21 protein-coding genes are annotated in these 22,871 nt (G+C 72.6%); 10 read left to right on the top strand and 11 right to left on the bottom strand.

Annotation, left to right across the window (positions count from 1 at the left end):
- Positions 1 to 2: 2 nt before the first annotated feature.
- Positions 3 to 1,592 carry an MFS transporter gene (locus tag F6W97_RS27375; RefSeq protein ID WP_155373385.1) on the bottom strand — a complete coding sequence of 530 codons (1,590 nt, stop codon included), beginning with the start codon at positions 1,590 to 1,592 and terminating at the stop codon, positions 3 to 5.
- Positions 1,593 to 1,772: 180 nt separating this feature from the next.
- On the opposite strand from F6W97_RS27375, the gene F6W97_RS27370 reads away from it, so the two are divergent.
- Together F6W97_RS27370 and F6W97_RS27365 are read left to right on the top strand one after the other, a co-directional pair.
- On the top strand, positions 1,773 to 2,297 hold the full coding sequence (locus F6W97_RS27370) for a GrpB family protein (RefSeq protein WP_230687022.1): 525 nt from the start codon (positions 1,773 to 1,775) through the stop codon (positions 2,295 to 2,297).
- A 51-nt stretch (positions 2,298 to 2,348) separates the two neighbouring features.
- Complete coding sequence (locus F6W97_RS27365) at positions 2,349 to 3,257, top strand: ADP-ribosylglycohydrolase family protein (RefSeq protein WP_155373384.1); 909 nt, start codon at positions 2,349 to 2,351, stop codon at positions 3,255 to 3,257.
- Positions 3,258 to 3,424: 167 nt separating this feature from the next.
- Here F6W97_RS27365 and F6W97_RS27360 read toward each other — a convergent pair whose 3' ends face one another.
- From F6W97_RS27360 to F6W97_RS27350, 3 genes are read right to left on the bottom strand one after another with little or no spacing between them, the layout of a single operon-like run.
- Positions 3,425 to 4,357: an LLM class F420-dependent oxidoreductase gene (locus F6W97_RS27360; protein WP_155373383.1), complete on the bottom strand. Its 933-nt coding sequence runs from the start codon at positions 4,355 to 4,357 to the stop codon at positions 3,425 to 3,427.
- A gap of 9 nt (positions 4,358 to 4,366) precedes the next feature.
- On the bottom strand, positions 4,367 to 5,596 hold the full coding sequence (locus tag F6W97_RS27355; RefSeq protein ID WP_155373382.1) for an MFS transporter: 1,230 nt from the start codon (positions 5,594 to 5,596) through the stop codon (positions 4,367 to 4,369).
- Position 5,597: 1 nt separating this feature from the next.
- Positions 5,598 to 6,527: an MBL fold metallo-hydrolase gene (locus tag F6W97_RS27350; protein ID WP_155373381.1), complete on the bottom strand. Its 930-nt coding sequence runs from the start codon at positions 6,525 to 6,527 to the stop codon at positions 5,598 to 5,600.
- A gap of 124 nt (positions 6,528 to 6,651) precedes the next feature.
- On the opposite strand from F6W97_RS27350, the gene F6W97_RS27345 reads away from it, so the two are divergent.
- The 3 genes from F6W97_RS27345 to F6W97_RS27335 all read left to right on the top strand — a co-directional run bounded on the left by F6W97_RS27345 (position 6,652) and on the right by F6W97_RS27335 (position 8,626).
- On the top strand, positions 6,652 to 6,972 hold the full coding sequence (locus F6W97_RS27345; protein WP_155373380.1) for a hypothetical protein: 321 nt from the start codon (positions 6,652 to 6,654) through the stop codon (positions 6,970 to 6,972).
- Between the two features lie 272 nt (positions 6,973 to 7,244).
- Positions 7,245 to 7,985 (top strand): hypothetical protein, encoded by a 741-nt coding sequence (locus F6W97_RS27340; RefSeq protein ID WP_155373379.1) that lies wholly within the window; start codon positions 7,245 to 7,247, stop codon positions 7,983 to 7,985.
- Positions 7,986 to 8,140: 155 nt separating this feature from the next.
- A complete protein-coding gene (locus F6W97_RS27335) occupies positions 8,141 to 8,626 on the top strand; it encodes a GNAT family N-acetyltransferase (protein ID WP_155373378.1) in 486 nt (161 codons plus the stop codon).
- Positions 8,627 to 9,062: 436 nt separating this feature from the next.
- Here F6W97_RS27335 and F6W97_RS27330 read toward each other — a convergent pair whose 3' ends face one another.
- Both F6W97_RS27330 and F6W97_RS27325 read right to left on the bottom strand, forming a co-directional pair.
- Positions 9,063 to 9,614, bottom strand: a complete 552-nt coding sequence (locus tag F6W97_RS27330; RefSeq protein ID WP_155373377.1) for an orotate phosphoribosyltransferase — start codon at positions 9,612 to 9,614, stop codon at positions 9,063 to 9,065.
- A gap of 38 nt (positions 9,615 to 9,652) precedes the next feature.
- Complete coding sequence (locus F6W97_RS27325) at positions 9,653 to 10,345, bottom strand: alpha/beta fold hydrolase (protein ID WP_196279350.1); 693 nt, start codon at positions 10,343 to 10,345, stop codon at positions 9,653 to 9,655.
- A gap of 124 nt (positions 10,346 to 10,469) precedes the next feature.
- Between F6W97_RS27325 and F6W97_RS27320 the strand changes: the two genes are divergently transcribed.
- Complete coding sequence (locus F6W97_RS27320) at positions 10,470 to 10,928, top strand: T6SS immunity protein Tdi1 domain-containing protein (protein ID WP_196279349.1); 459 nt, start codon at positions 10,470 to 10,472, stop codon at positions 10,926 to 10,928.
- A 10-nt stretch (positions 10,929 to 10,938) separates the two neighbouring features.
- On the opposite strand, the gene F6W97_RS27315 is transcribed toward F6W97_RS27320, so the two are convergent.
- Entirely contained in the window at positions 10,939 to 11,433 is a 495-nt protein-coding gene (locus F6W97_RS27315; protein WP_155373374.1) for a DUF309 domain-containing protein, read from the bottom strand.
- A gap of 87 nt (positions 11,434 to 11,520) precedes the next feature.
- Between F6W97_RS27315 and F6W97_RS27310 the strand changes: the two genes are divergently transcribed.
- A complete protein-coding gene (locus tag F6W97_RS27310) occupies positions 11,521 to 12,525 on the top strand; it encodes a peptidylprolyl isomerase (RefSeq protein ID WP_155373373.1) in 1,005 nt (334 codons plus the stop codon).
- 33 nt (positions 12,526 to 12,558) lie between these two features.
- Here the strand turns inward: F6W97_RS27310 and F6W97_RS27305 are convergent, their stop codons facing one another.
- Positions 12,559 to 13,809: an aminotransferase class I/II-fold pyridoxal phosphate-dependent enzyme gene (locus tag F6W97_RS27305; protein WP_230687021.1), complete on the bottom strand. Its 1,251-nt coding sequence runs from the start codon at positions 13,807 to 13,809 to the stop codon at positions 12,559 to 12,561.
- A 22-nt stretch (positions 13,810 to 13,831) separates the two neighbouring features.
- A complete protein-coding gene (locus F6W97_RS27300) occupies positions 13,832 to 16,879 on the bottom strand; it encodes a putative bifunctional diguanylate cyclase/phosphodiesterase (RefSeq protein ID WP_155373372.1) in 3,048 nt (1,015 codons plus the stop codon).
- Between the two features lie 258 nt (positions 16,880 to 17,137).
- Here F6W97_RS27300 and F6W97_RS27295 point away from each other — a divergent pair, with 258 nt between their 5' ends.
- Complete coding sequence (locus tag F6W97_RS27295; RefSeq protein ID WP_230687020.1) at positions 17,138 to 17,893, top strand: hypothetical protein; 756 nt, start codon at positions 17,138 to 17,140, stop codon at positions 17,891 to 17,893.
- 335 nt (positions 17,894 to 18,228) lie between these two features.
- On the opposite strand, the gene F6W97_RS27290 is transcribed toward F6W97_RS27295, so the two are convergent.
- Together F6W97_RS27290 and F6W97_RS40940 are read right to left on the bottom strand one after the other, a co-directional pair.
- The gene (locus F6W97_RS27290) at positions 18,229 to 19,818 is read right to left on the bottom strand and encodes a sodium:solute symporter family protein (RefSeq protein WP_196279365.1); all 1,590 of its coding nucleotides are present in this window, start codon (positions 19,816 to 19,818) and stop codon (positions 18,229 to 18,231) included.
- A 53-nt stretch (positions 19,819 to 19,871) separates the two neighbouring features.
- Complete coding sequence (locus F6W97_RS40940; RefSeq protein ID WP_230687019.1) at positions 19,872 to 20,081, bottom strand: DUF3311 domain-containing protein; 210 nt, start codon at positions 20,079 to 20,081, stop codon at positions 19,872 to 19,874.
- A 230-nt stretch (positions 20,082 to 20,311) separates the two neighbouring features.
- Between F6W97_RS40940 and F6W97_RS27280 the strand changes: the two genes are divergently transcribed.
- Positions 20,312 to 21,499 (top strand): acyl-CoA dehydrogenase family protein, encoded by a 1,188-nt coding sequence (locus F6W97_RS27280; protein ID WP_155373369.1) that lies wholly within the window; start codon positions 20,312 to 20,314, stop codon positions 21,497 to 21,499.
- The gene (locus tag F6W97_RS27275; RefSeq protein ID WP_155373368.1) at positions 21,496 to 22,710 is read left to right on the top strand and encodes an acyl-CoA dehydrogenase family protein; all 1,215 of its coding nucleotides are present in this window, start codon (positions 21,496 to 21,498) and stop codon (positions 22,708 to 22,710) included. Before F6W97_RS27280 ends, F6W97_RS27275 begins: the two co-directional genes overlap by 4 nt.
- Positions 22,711 to 22,871: the final 161 nt, after the last annotated feature.

The following is a 22,871-nucleotide window of genomic DNA, read 5'->3' as shown; positions in this document are numbered from 1 at the left end:
CCTCACACGGCCGCCCCGTCGGCAACGGACTCGGCCTGATAGGAGGCGAGCAGCCGGTTCTCCTCGGCATGGCGGGGGTAGCAGCGGTACACCAGTGCCATGCCGAGCAGGATGGCTACGATCGCGGCCGAGTAGGCCCAGCGGTCGCCGGCCAGGAACGCGTTGCGGGCGCCCTCGATGATCTCCGCGGCGTGCTTCGGGTACCGCTGGGCGGTGTCGGCAGCGCTCGCGAACGACTTCTGCAGCTCGGACACAACTGCCTGGGCGATCTCCGGTGACTGCGGCGCCTCGTGCACCTGCTTGGCGATCGACCTCGTGTAACCGAGGGTGAGCAGTGCCCCGAGCAGCGACTGCATGATCGCGCCGCCGAGGTCACGCTGCAGGTCGGCGGTGCCCGAGGCCATGCCGACCCGGCGTACCGGCACCGAGCCGGTCAGCGAGCGCGACGCCGGGGTGCCGGCGAACCCGATCCCGACCCCGATCAGCGCGTACGCCAGCCCGATCCGCCAGTAGGCGACGTCCTCGTGCCACAGCAGCAGCATGGTGAGGAATGCCAGCAGGCAGAACAGGTAGCCGAGCAGCAGGGTGAACCGCGAGCCGTGACGCTCCACCAGCTTCGCCGAGTACGGGGCGGCCAGGGTCATCGCCACCGGCGACGGCAGGATCGCCGCCCCGCCCTGCAGCGCGGTGTAGCCGAGCACGTTCTGCATGAACTGCTGCCCGATGAACAGCGACCCCATCAGCGAGCCGAACACGATGACCCCGGCCAGGCCCGCCACCCAGAACGTGCGCCGCGACGCGATGTTCAGGTCGTACAGCGGATTGGCGGCCCGGCGCTGGCGCAGCACGAACGCGATCGTCGCCGCGACGGCGACCACCGCCAGCCCGGCCGCGGCCGCTCCCGCTCCGGGGGAGGGCGCGAAGTTGACGGCCAGTACCAGTGAGCCCACCAGCACCACGGACAGCACGCCGCCGAGGTGGTCGACCGGTTCGGTGGACTCGTTGACGTGCGCCGGGACGCACCGGACCGCCAGGATCAGCGCGACCACCGCGAGCGGCAGGGTGAGCAGGAAGACCGAGCCCCACCAGTAGCGCTGCAGGGCCGCACCGGCCAGCAGCGGGCCCATCGCCGAGATCGCGCCGCCGATGCCCGACCAGAGCGCGATCGCGTGGATGCGGGGCGCGCCGCGCCACAGCGCGGCGATCAGGGCGAGCGTGGTCGGGTAGGCCATGCCCGCGGCGATCCCGCCCAGCACCCGGGCGCAGACCAGCATCACGTCCGAGGTGGAGTGGGCTGCCAGCAGGCAGGCCGGCACGGACAGGCTGACGCCGAGTATCAGCAGCAGCTTGCGGCCGTACCGGTCGCCGAACGCGCCGAGGTAGAGCACGGAGGCGGCCAGGCCGAGCGAGTAGCCGACCGCGACCAGGTTGAGCATGGTCTGCGACGAGTCGAACGCGCGCCCGATCTCGGGCAGCGCCACATTGGCCACGCTCAGGTTGAGGTTCGCCACCGCGGCGACCAGGATCAGCGCGCCCAGCACCAGCGCCGGGCGCGGGGGAGCCGCATCGGCCACCGCCCTGCTCGGCGCCATCGCTCGCCTTTCGCGCTGTTCGCCTGGCGGACGACCAGGGTGTATCTCCACGTTATGCGGCGGCTCGGCTGGTGGGCGCGGATTCTGTGGACCGGACCCTGGTTCGTACGCGGGGAGCTCGCGTTGTGCCGGGTGCTCGCGGGGCTTCCGTTTCGCGGACCGGTGAGGCACCGTGGGCAGGTGCAGTCACCTGACGTCCGACGGGACGAGATCGTGATCGTGCCGTACGACCCGCGCTGGCCGGAGCTGTTCGAGGCGCAGCGGTCGCGGGTGGTGGAAGTGCTGGCACCGGTACTGGTCGGCCCGGTCGAGCACATCGGCAGCACCGCGGTGCCGGGGCTGCCGGCCAAGCCGATCATCGACATGCTGGCCCGGGTGAGCGATCACGAGGCGGCCGGTCCGGTGGCGGCCCGGCTGGTGGAGATCGGCTGGGTGGCCGCGCCGGAGCCGTCGGACGGGGCGCTACGGCGGTGGTCGTACTGCTATCCCGACGTCGCCCGGCGCAGCCACCACCTGCACGTGGTCGAGCACGCCTCGGACGGGTGGCCGACCTGGCTGGCGTTCCGGGACCGGCTGCGCGCCGCCCCCGCCGCCGCGGCGCGTTATGCGGCGCTGAAGACCGAGCTCGCCGGACGCAACCGGCGCGACCGGGTCGCGTACCGGGCGGGCAAGGCTCCTTTCATCGAAGCCGTGCTGGACTCCTGACCCGTTACCCGATTGCCGGGGTGGACGTGGTGGGCCATGATCGGCGGCACGATGAGGTTCGTCCTACACGAGAACACGCGGCGCGGATACGCCGCCGAGAGCCTGGCGGGTCTGTCCGTCGGCGATGCGCTGGGAGCGCAGTACTTCATGGTCGGGCGCAGGGTCGCCGACCTCGTGGCGGGCATCGTCCCGCCGCCGGTCTGGGAATGGACCGACGACACCGAGATGGCGTGTTCCATCACCTGGATGCTGAACGAGGCGGGCCGGATCGACCCGGACCGGCTCGTCGAGGCGTTCGCCGAACGCATCGAGCCCAACCGGGGGTACGGCGTCGGCGCGTTCATCATCCTGCGGCGGGTGCGCGGCGGCGCGCCCTGGCAGCAGGCCGCCACCGAGGCGTTCGACGGGCAGGGCTCGTGCGGCAACGGGGCCGCGATGCGGGTCGCGCCGCTGGGGGCGTACTTCCCCGACGATCCGGGGCGGGCCGCAGAGGAGGCCGTCGCTTCGGCGATGGTCACCCACGCCCACCCGGAGGGGGTGGCCGGCGCGGTGGCGATCGCGGTCGCGGCCAGCCTCGCCTGCGCGGGACGGCTGTCGGGCACCCGCCCTAAGCCGGGGCCGTTCGTGGACGCGGTCCGGGCGCTGACGCCGCCCGGCCGGGTGCACCGCGGGCTGGGCAGGGCCCGTCGGATGCTGCACCTGCCGGCTGCCGAGGCGGCGTACGAGCTGGGCAACGGCGCCGCGATCACGGCGCAGGACACGGTGCCGTTCACGGTCTGGGTCGCGGCGCGGATGCTGCACGACTATCCGGCCGCGATCCGCACCTGCGTCCAGGCGGGCGGGGACGTCGACACGACTGCCGCGATCGTCGGCGGCATCGTGGCCGCGTACACGGGAGTCGCGGGCATCCCGCCGGAGTGGCTGGCCTCGCGCGAGCCGCTGCCGGACTGGGCGGGCTGACCTACCGGCAGGCCGGGGCCGTGCCGACAGGCCGAGCCCCGGCGCTGCCGGGCGGCGGGTGGGTCGAACCCGAGCCCCGCCGGGCTGTCTGCACGGCGGGCCGGGTCGCGTGCGGCGGCGGCGGCTGCGGCTGCGGGTGCGGCTGCGCGGAGCGGTGGGCGTGGAGGTCAGCGGACCTGGGGGGCGACCTCGGCGGCGACCAGCTCCAGGTGGTCCAGGTCGGACAGGTCGAGGACCTGTAGGTAGACGCGCTGCGCGCCGATCTCGGCATACCGGCCGATCTTCTCGGTGATCTCGGCCGGGGAACCGGCCAGACCGTTGGCCCGCAGCTCGTCGACCTGCCGCCCGATCGCCCCGGCGCGCCGGGCCACCTCGGCGTCGGTGCGCCCGCAGCACAGCACCAAAGCGTTCGACAGGCGCAGCGCGTCCGGGTCACGGCCGGTGCGCACGCAGGCGTCGCGCACCCGGCCGAACTGCGCCGCCGAGTCCTCGACGCTCGCGAACGGCAGGTTGAACTCGTCGGCGAACCGGGCCGCGAGCACCGGCGTGCGCCGCTTGCCGCCGCCGCCGATCAGGATCGGGGGGTACGGCTGCTGCACCGGCTTGGGCAGCGCCGGTGACCGGGTCAGCGTGTAGTGCGTGCCGTGGAAGTCGAACGCGCCGCCGACCGGGGTGGACCACAGCCCGGTGATGATGTGCAGCTGCTCGCCGAGCCGGTCGAAGCGCTCGCCGACGGGCGGGAACGGCAGGCCGTACGCTTCGTGCTCCTCGGCGTACCAGCCGGTGCCGATGCCCAGCTCGACCCGGCCGCCGCTCATCGCGTCGACCTGCGCCACGCTGATCGCCAGCGGCCCCGGGTGGCGGAACGTCGCCGCGGTCATCAGCGTGCCCAGCCGGATCCGGCTGGTGTCGCGGGCCAGCCCGGCCAGGGTGGTCCAGGCGTCGGTCGGCCCCGGCAGCCCGGTCACGTCGCCCATCTTCAGGTAGTGGTCGGAGCGGAAGAACGCGGCGTACCCGGCGTCCTCCGCGGCTCGCGCCACCGCGAGCAGCTGCTCGTACGTGGCACCCTGCTGGGGCTCGGTGAACACGCGCAGTTCCACAGCCCGAGCCTAGAAGCGCAGCTCAGGCCCGCGCGGTTGTTTCGCGATGCCCGCTGCGGCCCACCGGGTCAGCGGCGGCACGGCGAGCCCGCACCCGGTCAGCAGGACGATGGGCACCAGCCAGCCGGCCGGCGATCCGGAGTCGACGATCACGACGGTGAGCAGGGCCGGGCCGGCGGCTAGGGCCAGGCCGTTGAGCAGCACGGTGACGCCCTGGTACTGCCCGATGGCGTGTTCGGGCGCGAGCGCGTAGGACAGCCCGGTCGCGCCGTTCACGTGCCACAGCTCGCCCACGGAGTAGACGACGGTGGAGGCGAGCAGCAGGGTGACCGTGGCGGCGGTGGACAGCGTGGTCGCGGCGGCGAACCCGAGCATCGCGACGGCCAGCACCAGCGCGCCGCGGCGGACCATACGGGCGGCGGGTTCGGGTTGCTCGGCCCGCCGGCCGGAGCGGGCCGACAGCACCACGGTCAGCACCGTGTACGTCACGAGCACGGCCGAGACGACGACCGTGGGCACGTCGGCCCGGGTGGCGATCCACAGCGGCAGCACCAGCGTCAGCACGACCCGGCGCAGGTACATCGCCGAAGTGGCCGCGGTGACGGCGAGGAAGCGGCCGTCGCGCCACACCTCCCAGGTGCGCGGCCGCTGCTCGGCGTCGGCGGCGGGGTAGCGGGGCAGCCGCATCAGCAGCGCCGCCGAGATCAGGTAGGTGGCCGCGTCGGCGACGACGAGCAGGCGGTACGCGGCCGGGCTGTCGACGGCCAGCGCCAGCCCGGCCAGTCCAGCGCCGATGGCCGTGCCCGCGTTCGCGGCGGTGCGCAGCGTCGCGAAGACGTGCACCCGCCCGACCGCGCGGCCGAGCGCGCCGACCAGCGCGGCCCGCATGGTCAGGTTGCCGGTGAACAGCAGCGCGTCGACGGCGGCGACCGCCAGGAAGCTCGCCGCCGAGCCGACGAGCAGGTACGTCAGCGCGGCGGCGGCCTGCAGCACCTGCAGCGCGGCACGCAGCGAGCGCGGATCGCCGCGGTCGGCCAGCCGGCCCGCGGGCACGCTCGCGGCCAGGCCGACCAGCGCGGCGGCGGACAGCCCCGCGCCGACCGTGGTCGGGGTCAGGCCGGCGACTTTGATCAGGTACAGCGCGCTGCCCGCGGTCCACAGCCCGCCGCCGACGGTGTTGGCGAAGGTGGCGTAGGCGGCGTCGCGCAGCTCGCCCGGTGGCGGGAACCAGCCCGCCACGTCAGGCGAAGCAGGTCGGGATCCGGCCGCCGTTGAACGCGGCCACGTCGGCGAGGATCGCGTAGTTGTCGAGTTCGGCGCCCCGCTGCGCGCCCTGCGCCTCGGCGTACGCCCGGTGCAGGTTGGCGACCAGCCGCTCGGCGTCGAGCCACGTCTTGAACCGGCCCAGGTCAGCGCGGCGGGCGGCCTCCAGCGGGGTGAGCCCGGCGGCAAGGCCGTCCGCGGCCAGCTCCTGCACGAGGCGCAGGTAATCGGCGTTGTCCTCGAACACCTCCGGACCGGCGAGCGGCCCGTGCCCGCTGACCACGACCGCGGGGTCGAGTTCGGCCAGCCGCGACAGCACCTCCAGCGAGCCCTCGATCGAGCCCATCAGGCACAGCGGGGTGACCTCGGAGAACGTGACGTCCCCCGTGAACAGCACCCGGTGCTCGGGGATCCACACCACGGTGTCGCCGGTGGTGTGCGCCGGACCGGGGTGCCACAGTTCCACCCGCAGCGCCCCGGCATACAGGGTGAGCCGGTCGGTGTAGGTGAGCGTGGGCACCGCCGGGGCGACCTCGCCCCAGGCCACGTCGGGCCAGATGCCGGGCAGGTTCAGGCCGTCGCCGATGATGTCGGCGCGCGCGTTGGCGTGCGCGACGACGACCGCGTCCGGCGCGACCGTGCGCGCGCCGTAGTGGTGGTCGCCGTGCCGGTGGGTGACCACCAGGGTGCGCACCGGCGCCCAGGTCAGCGTGGCGATGTGTTCGGCGAGCAGGCGGGCGCGGCGTTCGGTGGCGGTCGCGTCGACCAGGGTCACCGCGTCCTCGCCGAGCAGCACGCCGGCATTGCTGACGCACCAGCCGCCGTCGGGCTGCAGGTATGCGTACACGTCAGGGGCGAGGCGGGTCAGGGACGGCGTGGGTGCCACGGGCGATGCCGTGCTGCTCATGTGATCCCCCGGGGTTCGTCGGGCAGCGACGGTCGCCAGTCTGTCAGAGAACCCGCCCGCCCGCGTGCTGTGGTGTCGATCACTCCGGATGCGACGTTCGCCCGAACGGGGTAGTTTTCGTTTCGTGACATTCAGCGCGCTCACCGGTCCAATCCGGTGGGTCGTGCGCCTTTCGGCGCGGATGCTGACCGCGCTGGCCCTGATGAGCCTGCTGCTCGCCCCCTCGGCAGCGCAGGCGGCGCAACCGGCCCCGCGGCCGCAGGCCGGGCAGGTCGCGGCGAGCACCGCCGTCGCCGAGCACGAGGCACAACCCGCCCCGGCGGCCACGCCCGTCCGGATCGGAATCATCGAGCCGGCTGTGGTGCTCCGCGCCGCCGTGGACACCGCCCGGCTGCCGGGCTCGGCCCACCCGCGGGCCCAGGGCAGTCGCGCCCCGCCTGCGTAACCTCCCGTCGCGTCGCCGCCCCTTTTCTGCGGCGTGGAAGCCGTCCGCGTGCCCTTGACGCCGTCGCGTCCCGGTCCGCCGGAACGGATCGCGCGACGGTGCCGTGGTGCGTCGTCACCGCCCGGCCGGGGCCAGGTTTCGACACCACGGCGTCCGGCACGGACCTGAGGCCGCTGCGCGAACGTCCGCGCGGACCTCGTCACCGCAACACCCCCACCTCGCGACGAACCCTGGTGTCGCGTCCACCCCTCCACCACCCCGAGGTGTCGATCATGAATGTCGTCCTGGACCTGTTCCTCCGTGACCTGCCGAACGCCGCGCTCGTCTGGTCGCTGCTCGCCGTGCTCGCCGTCGTGGCCATCGGCGCGCTGACCCTGTACACCCGCCAGCCGGAGCCGCAGCCGGTGACGCCGGCGCCGGAGGAGCTGGAGCAGCAGGCGCTGCTGGCCGCGCACGCGCAGGCGCTGGTCCGCAAGGCCCGCGAGGCGACCGCCGCCGCGGAGCGCGCCGCGACGACCGCCCGCCGGCGGCGTGAGGAGTGGCTGGCCGCGCAGGACGTGGCCGAGACCGCCTGGCAGCGCTACGACGAGGCCGACTCCGACGCGCGCCGCAAGCTGGTGGCCGCCGCACTGCCGCTGCCGCGCACCCCGCAGACCCCCGCCGAGTACGCCTTCCGCGAGCGCCACCTGCACCGCTCGGCGATGTCGGCCTGCTCGCACCAGCAGCTGTCCGCACTGGAGCTCAGCGACGCGCTGGCCCACCGCGCCGGCTGGGACCCGCGCCGGCACCCGATCGAGCAGGAGACGATGCTGTCGCAGTTCGCCCGGGCTTCGCTGCGCACCGCGTACCGCCGGGCGGCCGACACCGAGAAGCAGGCCTGGCTGGCCACCGAGGCCGCGACGGCCGCGGCGGCGTCCCTGCGCGCCGCCGCCCACGCCGCCCACGTGCGCGCCCGCCGTGTCACCCGCCGGGTCACCCCGTCCACCGACGCGACCCTCGCCGACCTGATCTAGCCCACGTCCCCGCCCCACGCGCCTCATGATCACTCGACTTGCCTGGCAACCGGGCGAAACGCCGCTCAAGATACGCACAGGTGCCAGGCAAGTCGGGTGGTCTCGGGCGGGAAAGGCGGTCGAGGGGCGCGCGGGCGGGGCGGTAGGGTCCGGGCGTGATCATTCGAGAGGCGACCGGCCAGGACTGGCCGAAGATCTACCCGTTCTTCACCGAGATCGTCGCGGCGGGCCAGACCTACGCCTTTCCGGAGGGCATGGATCTGGAGCAGGCGCGCCCGTGGTGGATGGAGCAGGCCCCGGGCCGGACCGTGGTGGCGGTGGACGCCGACACCGTGCTCGGCTCGGCCAAGATGGGCCCGAACCGGCCCGGACGGGGCGCGCACATCGCGACCGCGAGCTTCATGGTCGACCCGGCCCACCGGGGCCGCGGCGTGGGCCGGGCGCTGGGCGGGCATGTGCTGGACTGGGCGCGGGCGCAGGGGTACCACGGCATGCAGTTCAACGCGGTGGTGGAGACCAACACCGCGGCCGTGCGCCTCTGGCAGGCGATCGGCTTCGAGATCCTCGCCACGGTGCCGGAGGCGTTCGAGCACCCGGCGCACGGCCGGGTCGGCCTGCACGTGATGTACCAGCGGCTGTAGCCGAACCGCCCATCGGGGCGTGATCCGGTGGTGCGTGGCTCGCAAAACGGTCGAATCGTGCGTGCCCGAGCGGTGGTCGCGTACGGAATCCGTTCTCAGTGGCGAACGCGGAGAGTGGAGTGCCGATTACTTTCAGTGAAAAAATCTTGAGTTTGCCCTGGACGACCCCAGGTCAGGCGACGTAGCGTGATCCCCAGTGGCGCGACGCTCGATGAAGGCCCCAGGGGTCCCAGCGGGCCGGCCCGGCCGGAGAACTCGTTTTCTGGTCGACGGCGCCGAGCGAAGTGCACAGGGGGATGGGTGGACAGATGCCGTTGGGGGACGGCGTTCACCCGGACAGTGAAAGGCCGGCGGTCGCTAACGGGGGTGAGCGACCGCCGGCCGCACTGTCGACCAGGGCCGGCACGGTTGCGGCCCGGACCCGACACCCCAGGACCTAGTCTCGACGTCGGCTATGCCCGTCAGCCCGTGCCCGGTCGAGGTCGGCGCGGGTCAGCAGGGCGCTCAGCCTGATGCCGTCGGCGGCCAGCGCGCCCGCGCCGCCCTCGTCCCGGTCGATGACACACAACGCGGCGTCGACGGTCGCGCCCAGCTCGCGCAGCTGCTGTGTGGAGATCGCGATCTGGCCGCCGGATGTCACCACGTCCTCGACGACCAGCACCTGCCGCCCGGAGACGTCCGCGCCCTCGGCGAGCCGGGCGGTGCCGTACGCCTTGGCGGTCTTGCGCACGAACGCGCACGGCAGGCCGGTGTGCCGGCCCAGCGCGGTGACCACGGCGATGCCGCCCATCTCCAGCCCGGCCAGCACCTCGGTGCCCGCCGGGACGAGCGCGGCCATCCGCCCGGCGAGCGCGTCGAGCAGCACGGGATCGGCCTCGAAGCGGTACTTGTCGAAGTACTCGGTGGCGGTGCGCCCGGAGCGGAGCAGGAATTCGCCGCGCAGGCGGCAGGCGGTGTCGACCTCAGCGGCCAGCTCGGCAAGGTTCACGGAAGACGATCCTGTCATCCGGCGGCCGCCGTGTCAGGTCAGGACGGCGGCGCCAGGAAGGCCCGCAACGCGGCGAGGAACTCCTCCGGCCGCTCGCGGTGCACCTGATGCCCGGCCTCGACGGTGACCGCGCGGGCGTCAGGGATACGCGCGACGGCCGCCGCGGCTCTGTCCGCCGGGATCGGGCTGGCCGTGCCGCCGTGGATCAGCAGGGTCGGCACGGCGATCCGGTCCAGGCGCTCCCACCAGGCCGGATCCGGGTCGTTGACCTGTGCCATCAGGCTCGCGACCACGGCCCAGTCGTAATCCAGCTCGCCGTCCGGCCGGGTGGGGATCGCAAAGCGCGGGCCGCCCGGCCACGGCGGCGGGGAGTCCTCCAGCACCAGCCGCGCCAGCCAGTCCGGCTGCTCCTGGGCGACCAGGCAGGCCACGGTCGCCCCGGCGGAGTGCCCGACCAGCGTCACGTCGCGCAGACCCAGCGCCGCCACGAAGCCGAGCACATCGTCGCGCATCAGCTCGAACGAGTACGCCCCCGGGTGCGCGCTGCGACCCTGCCCGCGCTGGTCCAGCGCGTAGAGATGATGCGTCGCGGCCAGCCCTGCCATCGCGTGCGTCCAGGTCCCCGCCTCATTGGGCAGCCCGTGCAGCAACACCACCACAGGCGTCCCCGCCGTCCCCTCCTCCAGAAAGGACAGCCGCACCCCGCCAACCGTGATCTCACCCCGTGTCACGGCCGAGACGGTACTGCAGTTTCGCCGAAGCCGCCGCACCGCAGGCCCCGGAAGCCGCAGTTCCCCCCGAAACCGCAGGCCGGGCCGTGGGCCGGGCTGCCGATGGCTCGGGCATACTGCGGGGATGCGGTTCACCAAGACGTTCAGCGAGCAGCAGTACGCCCAGGCCCTCGACTCCTGGGCGTGGCTCGGGCTCGAGGGCAGGAAGCCGCTGTTCACCTCGCTGTTCGGCGACGTGTTCCTGGCCGGCAAGGACGGCTGCTGGTATCTCGACACCATCGAGGGCGCCCTGACCCGGGTCTGGGCCTCGGCCGACGAGCTGGCCCTCGACCTGTCCGCCGAGCAGGGGCAGGATCGCTACCTGCTGGGCGGGCTGGCGGCGCAGGCGCAGGCCCGGGGTCTGGAACTCGGGCCGGATCAGGTGTACACGTTCATGCCGCCGCCGGTCATCGGCGGAGGCGTGACCGTCGAGTCCGTCGTCGTGGAGAGTTTCGTCGTCGCGGTGAACATCGCCGGCCAGATCCACGAACAGGTCCGCGACCTGCCACCGGGCGCCTCGGTCACCGGTATCACGCTCGGCTGACCCGCCCGGGTCACCGCCCGTCGCGCAGGCGGGGGACCAGCGCGCCCGGTTCGAGGCGGGCCAGGCCGTCCTGCTGAATGCGGGTGGCCAGCGCCCGGGACCAGGCCACCAGGCCGGTGACCGCGACGCCGTGCGGCGGTGCTGCCGCGTACTCCTCGATGCGGTCGGCGGCGCGTCCCAGCAGCCTGGCCGCGCCGGTCGCGTTGCCGCGGCGGGCGTGGGTGAGACCGACCGCCAGCTGGGCGAGACCGCGCCACAGTTCGCGCTCCGGTTCGGGCGCGGCCTTCCACGCGCCTTCCAGCACCTCGTGCGCGTGGAACGCGCGGCCCTCGGCGAGCAGTCGCTGCGCCTGTGCGAGCGCCTCGTCCGGCGGCAGCCGCAGTTCGTCCGGAGTGGTCGGCACGCCTGCCGCGCCTCGGGGCAGCGGTCGGCCCAGCTCGTCGCGGGGTCGGGCGTTGCGCGCCCGGCCCGAGCCGTCACGGTCACGATCGGGGGCAACGCTCATCCGTCCATCCTGCCCCGGGCCGCCGGGTCTCGGCACATCGGTTCGCGGGACCGCGCGCCTTGCGTTGATCCTCTACGCTCGCCGCTCATGGACACCGACGCCGTGCCGAATCCGGTCGAACCCGCACGGCGTCGTTCGACGCGTCTGCTGCTCATCACGATGGCGGTGCTGCTCGCGGTGGCAGCGGCCGTCCTGGTCTGGCAGCTGCGGCACCCCGGGCAGCCGGCGCAGCCCGCGGTGCTCCCGTCGACGCCCCCGACGGTCGGCTGCCAGTCCCGGCCGGTGCCCACCCCGCCACCCGCGCGGCTGGTCGGCGCCAGGCCGACGGGCGCCCCGAGCGCGGGCGCGGTCCTCATGGTCGTGACCACGGATCTCGGCGTGATCGAGGTCGAGGTCGACCGCGGGCGTACGCCCTGCACGGTCGAGTTCCTCGCCTTCCTGGCGGGGGAGCGCTACTACGACGGCACCGCCTGCCACCGCCTCGTCACCAAGGGGATCCACGTCCTGCAGTGCGGTGATCCGGCAGGAACCGGGGCGGGCGGGCCGGGCTTCTTCTACGGCGAGGAGAACCTGCGGTCGGCGTCGGCGTCGGCGTCGGCGTCGGCGTCGGCGGCCCCGTCGGCGTCACCGTCCTGCAATGGCAAGATCGTCATCGGTGACCTGCCCGAAGGCCTGCGAGAACTCATGCCGACCAGCATTCCGGCCCCGGTCGACCCGGGCGGCATCGTCGTCGACCCGAGTGGTGGCATCAAGCTCGACCCGAGTGGTGGCTTCAAGATCTTCTCGAAGGCCAAGGTGAAGATCGACTTGAACAGCTGTCTGCTGGACAAGCTGCCCAACCTGGAGATCAGGACCTACCCGCGGGGCGAGGTGGCCATGGCGAACATGGGACCGCCCGGCACGAGCTCCGCCCAGTTCTTCTTCGTCTACGGGGACAGCACCTTGACGTCCACCTACACGCCGTTCGGGCGGGTCGTCACCGGGATGGAGATCATCGACAGGGTGGCCGCCGAGGGCGTGTCCGGCGCCGGCGGCGACGGCAGGCCGCGCACCGGCCTGTCCATCCTGTCGGTCGCCTTCCGGCCGCTCTGATCCGCAGCCCGGCGGTGGTGCCGGCGAGGCTGCTCAGGCGAGGGCGCGGCGGAGCGCGCCGTGTCCGTTCAGCTCGGTCAGCACGCTGTTGAGCTGGTCGACGTGCTCGTCGGTGTGCGCCGAGGTGAGCTGGATCCGGAAGCCGACCTGCCCCCGGGGCACCAGCGGGTACGCGGCCAGCGTCACGTAGACGCCGCGCCGCCACAGCAGCTTCGCCACCGCGGCCAGGTCGTAGCCGGGCGACAGCGGCAGCTCGATCACCGGCGTCTGGTGCCGGTTCGGGGTGTGCACGCCCAGCGACCGGATGTGCGCCAGCACCCGGGCCGTCAGCCGGTGCAGTGTGAAACGCAGCTGCTCGCCGCGGGTCTCGTTGACGTCGAACCCGGCCAGCACCGCCGCCAGCGAGTGCACCGGCGACGGTCCGGAGTAGAGGTAGGGCGGCGCGGCCAGCTTCAGGTGCTCCTTCACCCGCGTCGGCACGGCGACGAACGCCAGCAGCGCCGAGTACGCCTTGGAGAACCCGCCGACGAGCACCACGTTGTCGTAGCTCTGCCCGCAGTGGCGCACCACCGCGTTGCCGCGCGACCCGTACGGCGTGGGGGCTTCGCCGTCGCGTTCGCCGATCACGCCGAAGCCGTGCGCGTCGTCGACGTAGAGCAGGGCGCCCCACTCGCGGCAGATCTCCGCCAGCGCGGGCAGGTCGGGGATGTTGCCGGTCATGCTGTTCACGCCGTCGAGGCAGACCACGCGGGGACGGCCGGCGTCGGCCGAGCGCAGCAGCCGCACCAGCTCGTCGGGGTCGTCGGCGTGCCAGCGGTACAGCTGCGCGCCGAGCCCGCGGGCGTACGAGCCGCCGTCGTAGATCGTCTTGTGGGCGCTGGCCTCGACGAACACAGCCCCGCCGTCGACCAGCGCGGGCAGCACCGACATGTGGATGTGTGTGATCGTCGGTAGTACCAGGGTGTCGGGCGCGCCGAGCAGCTCGGTGAGCCGCTCCTCGATCTGCGGGTAGAGCCGGGGGTTGCCCAGCAGGCGTGACCAGCCCGGATGGGTGCCCCAGCGGCGTACCGCCCGCTCGCCGGCGGTGATGATCTCCTCGTCCAGATCGAAGCCGAGGTAGTTGCAGGAGGCGAAGTCGGTCAGCCAGGTGTCGCCGACGCGGATGCGCCGGCCGTCGACCTCCTCGATGACGGCGTCGTACATCGGGGTCTGCTCGCGCAGCCGGTCGAGCTGGTCGGTCGACGGAATCTTGTGCGCATCCGGCAGGTGCGGGGAAACCTTCATACCGGCTCCTCGCTGCGCTCGCTCATGCGGCCACCTTCTGCTCGGTGATGAAGCTGATGGCCTGCTCACTGGTGAGCGGGCGGGCGAACAGGAAGCCCTGGCCGTAGCGGCAGCCGATGCGGGAGAGCAGGTCGCGTTCGACGGTGCGCTCGATGCCCTCGGCGATCACCTGCAGGCCCAGCGTGTGGGCCAGCCGGACGATGCCGTCGACGAGCGCGGCCTGCTGCGCCGACGAGGCGATGGTGCTGGTGAACAGCCGGTCGATCTTCACGACGTCCAGCGGCACGTGGCGCAGGTAGCTCAGCGAGGAGTACCCGGTGCCGAAGTCGTCGATGGCCACCCGGATGCCGGTGGTGCGCAGCTCGGTGAGGTCCTCCCAGACCCCGTCGTCGTCGCGCAGCAGCAGGCTCTCGGTGATCTCCAGCATGAGCTGTTGCGGCGGCAGGCCCTCCTCGGCCAGCGTCTCGTGCAGGCTGGCCACGAAACCGGGAGTGCGGAACTGGCGCGCGGAGACGTTGATGCTGACGTACGGCACCGTGGTCGGCCCGGCCTTGCGCTGCCACTGCGCCGCGGCGGCCACGGCGCCCCGCAGCACCTGGTCGCCGATCGCCACGATCTGCCCGGACTCCTCGGCGACCTCGATGAACTCGCCGGGCAGCAGCCGGCCGCGGGTGGGGTGGTTCCACCGCACCAGCGCCTCGTAGCCGGCCGTGACGCCGGTGCGCAGCTCGACGATGGGCTGGAACTCGACCGTGAACTCCTTGCCGGCGATGGCCTGGTCCAGCTCGGCGCGCAGTTCCAGCCGCTCCACGATCGCGGTGTGCAGGTCGGGCTGGTAGCGGCGCCACTGGCCCTTGCCCTCGCCCTTGGCGACGTACAGCGCCAGGTCGGCCTGGCGGAGCAACTCCGGGGCGCTGCGGGCGTCGGCGCTGGTGGCGATGCCGATGCTGGCGATGCCGGAGACGAGCCGGTCGTCGATGGTGAACGGCTCGGCCAGCGCCTCCACGATGCGGTCGGCGACGTCGTCGATGGTGGCCGCGTCGGGCGCGCCCTCGATCAGCGCGGCGAACTCGTCACCGCCGAGCCGCGCCGCCACGTCGTCGGCGCGCAGCACGGCCGCCAGCCGCTGGCCGACCGCGCGCAGCAGCCGGTCCCCGTGCTCGTGGCCGAGGGTGTCGTTGACCACCTTGAAGTCGTCGAGGTCGATGAAGAGCACCCCGACGATGGAACCGTCGGCGTCGGCGCGGGCGATGGCCTGGCCGATGCGCTCGGCGAAGCGCACCCGGTTGGCCAGGCCGGTGAGCGAGTCGTGATACGCCAGGTGGGTCAGCTCGGACTCCATCCGCCGCTGGTCGGTGACGTCGCGCAGGGTCACCACCAGGCCGTTGACGGTCGGCTCGTCGCGCAGGTCCCGGCAGGAGACCTCGGTCTGCACGGCGGTGCCGTCGGGGCGCAGCACGGTCCAGTCCGCGGTGTCGACCGCGTCGTCCTCGGCCGCGGCCAGCCGGAACAGGTCTGCCACCAGGGTGTGGTGCGGGCTGTCGACCAGCTGGGAGAGGTTCTTGCCGGGAAGTTCCGCGGTGCCGAAGACGGTTGGCGCCGACGGGCTGGCGTACCGGATGCGCCCGCCGTCCGGTTCGAGGATCAGGATCACGTCCGAGGTGTTGTGCACCAGGGTGCGGAAGTACTGCTCACTGTTGTGCCGGGTGATCTCGTTGCTGAGCATGATCCGCTCGATGGCCAGTGCCGCCTGCGAGGCGACCAGCTCCATGGGCAGCTGCAGGTAGCTGAGCGCGTTCTCGTCCGAGGAGATCAGCAGCATGCCGATGTGCGGGTCGCCGGTGGGGCGGTCCTCCAGCGCGAGCGGGCAGATCATGGTGATCTCGAAATCGCCCATCTGGGCCGCGATGTCCGGGGGCAGCGACTTGGTGAAGCGCAGCCGGGAGCCCATCGTGGTCGGCGCGGGGTGGAACAGGTCGGGTGCGGTGCCGTCGTTCATCACCATGGCGACGCGGTAGTCGGAGCCGGGCGGCAGCAGCCGTTCGGCGGTGCGTTTGAGGGCCCAGGTGACGCCCTCGACCGTGGTCGCGGACATCAGCGCGGCGTTGCTGGCGCGGATGCCGCTGGTGCGCATGGTGTTGCCGCGATAGCTGTTGATCACGCCGAACAGGCGGACCAGCACCAGCAGGACCGTGCAGACCACGAAGGCGACGATGACCATCGGGTACTTCAGCCGCCCCTGGCCCACGCCGACCACCAGCACCCCGAGCGGGATGAGCACGAACAGGGTGAGCAGCGCCTGGTGCAGCGCGCGCATCTCGCGGGGTCTGACCACCCGCGGGGTGGTGAGGTCGGCCATCGAAGGGTGCAGCGCGGCAGCCCCCCAGCAGGCGTAGAAGACGATCCAGCCCAGGTCGACGGGGCCCCCGACGGTCCAGTAGCCGTGCAGCTGGACCAGGCCGTACATGACGTCGGCGGCCAGCAGGCCGACCGCGCCCACGGTCAGCAGCGCGACGGTGGGGCTGAACGGCACCACGGAGATCAGCCGGCCCACCGTGGCCAGGATGAGGATGTCGCCCAGCGGATAGGCGACGGAGACCAGGCGCTGACTCATGGTCAGGTCCTGGTTGAGGATCTGCGGGCTGATCAGGAAGATCCACGAGAGCAGGCCCAGCCCGGCCGTGACGATCAGCGCGTCCAGCGGCACGGTGCGGTCCCGGCTGGCCGCGCCCGCCTTCGACAGGCCGAGCAGGCCGATCGTGACCGCGGGGTACATCGCCAGGTAGAGCATGTCCGCCGGGGACGGGAACGGGTTCACCCGGCCGAGCACGTCGGTCATGACGTTGTAGAGCGTGTCGCCCGAGGAGAGCAGCAGCAGGCCGGCGATGATCCAGACCCAGGGAGCGCAGCGGCGCGGGCGGTAGCGGTACATGCCGTACCCGATCGCGCCGGCGCTGCTCAGGCCGATCGCACTCCACAGCGGGATGTGCCAGCTCGGCAGTGCGTAGAACAGCGCCGCCAGGACGGCCATCCAGACGCCGTACCAGGCCATCACTTTGCGGGCTGACACGCTCCTCCTTCCGGCGGGGCGGCAAGCGGCCCGAATTAGCCAATTATGACAGCTTTTCGCCTATCTTATCGTCGCGCAGTGTACTGACGGCGAGAGATATGGCCAGGTCAGGGGCTACCTGCGTAGTTCGTCCCGGCTACCGGAGGGTCGGCGACCGGGAACGCGAGACCTGGACCACAAAGGGTACAAGTCCGGAACACCGGAAATGCTCCCTCGGTTGAATCCCCTCGTACGCAATCCCAACGAAGGGACCTACTCGTGGTCAACGTCGACCTGATGGCACGGCACCTGCCCGCACTCAAGCGCGTGTCCTTCCGGGCAGTACTCGCCGCCACCGGCATGGCAGTGCTCACCGGCATCGCCGGAGCACCGGCCAGCGCCAGCCCCGCCACCGCCACCGCCCCTGAGGCGAAGGCAGTGGCACGGGCCGCAGCGGCACCCGCCACCGCCACCAAGACCGAGTCGGCCGCGGCAGTCGCCGCAGCGCCGGTCGCCAAGCCGGCGACCAAGGCGCCCGCCGCAGCCAAGAAGGCCGAGCAGGCCGCCAAGGCACCGAGCCGCCAACAGCTGATGCCGGCTCCCGTAGCGGAATACCAGGAGACTTTCAAGCCCACCGCGGAGCAGAAGCGCAACGCGGAGGTCATCATCGAGACCGGCCAGAAGATGGGCCTGCCCCCGCGCGCGTGGGTGATCGCGGTCGCGACCGCCGCGCAGGAGTCGACCCTGAACAACCTGGGTCACCTCGGTGACATGAACGACCACGACTCGCTGGGCCTGTTCCAGCAGCGTCCGTCGGCCGGCTGGGGCACCCCGGCCGAGATCACGGACCCGGTGTACTCCTCGAAGGCCTTCTACAACGGCCTGAAGAACGTCGAGGGGTACGACAAGATGGCGCTGACCGACGCGGCGCAGACCGTGCAGGTCTCGGCCTTCCCGAACCACTACGCCAAGTGGGAGAAGCTGGCCGCGGACCTGGTCCTGGCCAAGTACGGCCAGGGTCCGTACGCCGCCTGACATATTGCAGTGACCGCAGTACGCAGCTCCGGCCGCGCCCGTCCTCGGACAGGTGCGGCCGGAGTTGTTCGCGCTTGCACTCCCTCGTCGATCATGAACTTATGGCACGGCTCGACGGCGTGTCGCTGCCCTAACCTCATGATCGACTAGCAGGGCGGCCCGTGGCGCCGCATAGATCGCTGTTTCTGGTCATGATCTGCGGTCTGGCCACAGGTTTTGACCTCAAACGGCGATCATCGCCCCGGACCGACGCCGCCGGCGTTGGTGATCATGAAGTTGTGGCGGGGACACGCCGGTGAACCGTGCCATAAGTTCATGATCGACCAGGCGGGGGGTCATCTGGCGGCGTGGGCGCCTACGCGGGGGCGGGTGGGGCCGTCTAGGAGGGCGTCGGAGTGGCGGGGGGCGGTGGTGGTGGCGTCGGCGTAGTAGTCGGTGGGGTGCGTGGCGTCGGGGCCGGCGGGGACGCGCAGGGCGCGCAGGAGCAGGGTGGCGGCGACCGTGATGATCAGGTTGACGGCCAGGGCGACCAGGCCGGTGTAGACGGCCGAGCGGCTGTCGAAGCCGAGCTGGGACAGCGGGAGGTTGGAGCCGCCGAAGTGGGCTTTGAGGATGCGGCCGTCGGGGGCGCGCTGGGGGACCAGGTAGAGCAGGAGCAGGCCGGTGCCGAGGCCGCCGAGCAGGCCCGCGGCCAGCGCCCAGCGGTGGAACCAGGCGGTCCACAGGCCGAGCACGACGGCGGGCACGGTCTGCAGCACGATGACGCCGCCGATCAGCTGGAACTCGATGGAGAACTGCGGGTCCAGCACCAGGATGAAGACCAGCGCGCCGAACTTGGCCAGCAGTGACACCCAGCGGCTGACCCTGGCCTCCTCGCGCGGTGACGCGCCGGGGCGCAGGTACTCGCGGTAGATGGAGCGGGTGAACAGGTTCGCGGCGGCGATGGACATGACCGCGGCCGGGATGAGGGCGGCGACACCGACGGCGGCGTACGCGATGCCGGCGCACCAGGCCGGGAACACCTCGTGGAACAGCTGCGGCACGACCGTGTTCAGGTCCCCGCCGACCGGGCGCACGCCCTGGCCGATCGCGAAGAAGCCGAGCATCGCGACCAGCCCCAGCGCCAGGCAGTAGACCGGCAGCGCGGCGGCGTTGCGCTGCACCGTGGCCCGGTCGCGGGCGGCCAGGATCCCGGTCAGCGCGTGCGGGTACGCGAAGATGGCCAGCGCGGAGCCGAGCACCAGGGTGAGGTAGCCGACCCAGCCGCCCTCGGGCAGCAGCAGCCCGCTGGCGGGGGAGACGTCGTTGGTGAAGCGCTCGCCGGCCCCGCGGAACGCCGCCGACCAGCCGCCGGACATGGCGACCAGCAGCACGATCGCCAGCACCAGCCACAGCAGCAGCACGTCCTTGGCGATGGACAGCAGGGCCGGCGCGCGCAGCCCGGACCGGAAGGTGCAGATCGACGCGAGGATGACGGCCACGGTCAGCGGCCATTCGCCGGTGACGCCGAGCGTCTTCATCATCGCCTGCAGCGCGATCAGCTGCACCGCGATGTACGGCATGGTGGCCACGATCCCGGTGACCGCGACCAGGGCCGCCAGCCCGCGCGAGCCGAACCGGGCCCGGGTGAACTCTGCCGAGGTGACGAAGCCGTGCGCGTGCGAGACCGACCAGGTACGGGTGCTGATCAGGTACGCCAGCGGGGCGGTGATGATGGCGAACGGCACCGCGAAGAACCCGGCCGCGCCGACGCCGTACACCAGGGCGGGCACCGCGATGTAGGTGTACGCGGTGTACATGCTGCCGCCGAGCAGGAACCAGGTGACCCAGTTGCCGAACGCGCGCCCGCCGACGCCCCACTCCTCCAGCGAGTGCAGGCTGTGCGGCCGGCGCCAGCGGGCGGCGGAGAAGCCGAGCACCAGCATGGCGCCCAGCAGCGCGGCGAATACGCCGATCTCGACCTGACGTGCGGTCACGGTCACCGCCCCGGCCTGGTCAGCCGGTGTACGAGCGTGGTGACGGCCATCGCCAGCACCGCGCAGCCCACCTGGTACCAGTAGAAGAACGGGACGCCCCACAGCTGCGGCTCCAGCCGGTTGTAGAGGCCGACCGGCAGCGGGGCGAGGATCGGGATCAGCAGCAGCCACCGCCATCCCTGCCGTGCCGGACGTGCGCCGAGTTCGGGCACCTGACGTCTCCTCTCGTCCTGTCCCGGCGACGATCGGACGCACCGATATGCACGCTGGGTGATCAGGACACTGTCCGGTCGTAACGCGCCGGAGACATCGGCGAAATCACCGGTCTTGCGGCTCGCGATCATCGCCGGTGCCCGCCCTCTTCCGTCGTGGCCGTCCCGCGCTTATATTGCACTCGCAGTGCATCAAGTTTGCTCAACGGGGACCGAGGGTGGGAGGGCACGTGGCGGAGCCGGTTACGGCCGAGGACCTGCAGGAGCGGGTCGACGGCTTCCTGGCCGGGCACGATGTGGCGGGCGACCGGCTGGAGTTCCTGCGGGCACGGTTCGACGCCGGGCTGGCGTGGGTGCACTACCCGGTCGGTCTCGGCGGACTCGGTGCACCGAGGGTGCTGCAACCGGTGGTGGACCAGCGCTTCGCCGCGGCGGGCGCGCCGGACAACAGCCCGCGCCGCATCGGCATCGGCCTGGGTATGGCCGCCCCGACGATCCTGCGCCACGGCACGGCCGAGCAGCGCGCGCGCTTCCTGCGTCCGCTGTGGACGGCGCAGGAGGTCTGGTGCCAGCTGTTCAGCGAGCCCGGCGCCGGGTCCGACCTGGCCGGCGTCGCCACCCGCGCGGTACGCGACGGCGACGGCTGGCTCGTCGACGGGCAGAAGGTGTGGACGTCGATGGCGCACCAGGCGCGCTGGGGCATCCTGCTCGCCCGCACCGACCCGGCCGCGCCGAAACACGCCGGGTTGACCTATTTCCTGTGCGACATGCACGCCCCCGGCGTCGAGGTGCGGCCGCTGCGGCAGGCCACCGGCGAGGCCGAGTTCAACGAGGTCTTCCTGTCCGGCGTACGGCTGGGCGACGAGCTCCGGCTCGGCGCGGTCGGCGAGGGCTGGGCGGTGGCGCGCACCACGCTGATGAACGAGCGGGTGGCCATCGGCGGGGCTGCACTGCCCCGCGAGGGCGGGATGATCGGCGTGCTCACCCGCACCTGGCGTACGCGGCCCGAGCTGCGCACCCCCGCCCTGCACGACGAGGTGCTGCGGCTGTGGGTGCGTGCCGAGGCGCTGCGGCTGACCGGCATCCGGCTGCGCCAGCAACTGGCCGCGGGCGAGCCCGGCCCCGAGGGCTCGGCGATGAAGCTCGCCTTCGCCGCGCTCACCCAGCAGATCTCCGGCGCCGAGGTGGAGCTGCTCGGCGCGGAGGGCCTGCGCCACGACCACTGGCGGGCCGACCGGCCCGAGGAACTCGACCTGCTCGGCCGCGGTCCCACGTATCGCTGGCTGCGGGCCAAGGGCAACTCCATCGAGGGCGGCACCTCCGAGGTGCTGCGCAACATCGTCGCCGAGCGGGTGCTCGGCCTGCCCGCCGAGCCCCGACAGGACACCGGCGTCGCCTGGAAGGACCTGCCCCGATGACCCTCGACCTGCGCTACACCGACGAGCAGGAGCAGCTGCGCGACTCGGTGCGGGCCATGCTCGCCGACCACGCCCCGTGGGCGCGCGTGCTCAAGGTCGCCGAGAGCCCGGAACCCGACGACGCCGACCTGTGGCGGCTGCTGTCCGTGGAGACCGGGCTGGCCGCCCTCGCCGTGCCCGAGCACCTCGGCGGCGCGGGCGCGACCCTCGCCGAGACCGCGGTGGTGCTGGAGGAACTCGGCCGCGCCGCCGCACCCGTGCCGTACCTGGGCACCGCCGTCGCCGCGCAGCTCCTGCTGCACCTCGGCGAGAGCGAGCTGCTGCGGGAACTGGCGGGTGGCGAGGTCATCGCGTTGGCCCTGCCGTTCGACGTCGGCCCGGCCGGGTCCGTGCCGCCGACAGGATCGTCGGCGGTGTCTGCCAGGGGAGCGACGGCCGGAGCCCGGTCGGCGGTGTTCGGGTCGGCCCCGGGTTCCGGATCGTCGCCGGAGTCGCGGCTGCGGCTGCCGAGCGTCGAGGTTTCGACGGCGGCGGACGGCAGTCCACTGCTCAACGGCACGGTGAGCAGCATCGCCGACGCGCTGCGAGCGCGGGTGCTGCTGGTGCCGGCGGGCGGGGCGCTGTTCGCGGTCGAAGCGGACGCGGCCGGGCTGACCCGGACGCCGGTGGTGTCTCTGGACGAGACGCGGCCACTCTGCGACATCTCGATGTGGAACGCGCCCGCTCGGCTGCTGGCCGCCGGTGATCGGGCCGCCTCGACGCTCGACGCCGCACTGGTCGCGGGCGCCGCGCTGCTGGCCTCCGAGCAGCTCGGGCTGGCCCAGTGGTGTCTGGACACGACGGTCGCGCACCTGAAGACCCGCTACCAGTTCGGTCGGCCGGTGGGCTCGTTCCAGGCGCTCAAGCACCGGCTCGCCGATCTGTGGGTGGAGCTGGTGCAGGCGAGGGCGGTGGCCCGCCATGCCGCGGCCTGCGCCGCGCAGGGTGATCCCGACGCGCGGCTGGCGGCGGCCCTGGCCCAGGCGCACTGCGGCCCGGTGGCGCTGCGGGCGGCGGAGGAGTGCGTGCAGATGCACGGCGGCATCGGCTTCACCTGGGAACACCCGGCCCACCTCTACCTGAAGCGAGCCAAGAGCACTGCCGTCGCCTACGGCACCGCCGCCCACCACCGCGCCACCCTCGCCACCCTCACCGACCTCACCCCCGCCTGACCCGACACCCCACGCGCCCGCCCCCCGGCCTGCAGTTTCGGGGAAAGTGCGCGAATGCACGACGCGGTAGCCGCAGTTGCCCCGAAACTGCAGGCCGGGTCACGGAAGTTGCTTCACCGAGTGTGCATATAGAGATCGACTTGGCGGTGTCCGGAAAGGAT

This window comes from Catellatospora vulcania, from assembly GCF_009720385.1.
Taxonomy (GTDB): domain Bacteria; phylum Actinomycetota; class Actinomycetes; order Mycobacteriales; family Micromonosporaceae; genus Catellatospora; species Catellatospora vulcania.
The sequence above is the reverse complement of the archived record's forward strand: the minus strand, read 5'-3'. Positions and strand labels throughout refer to the sequence as shown.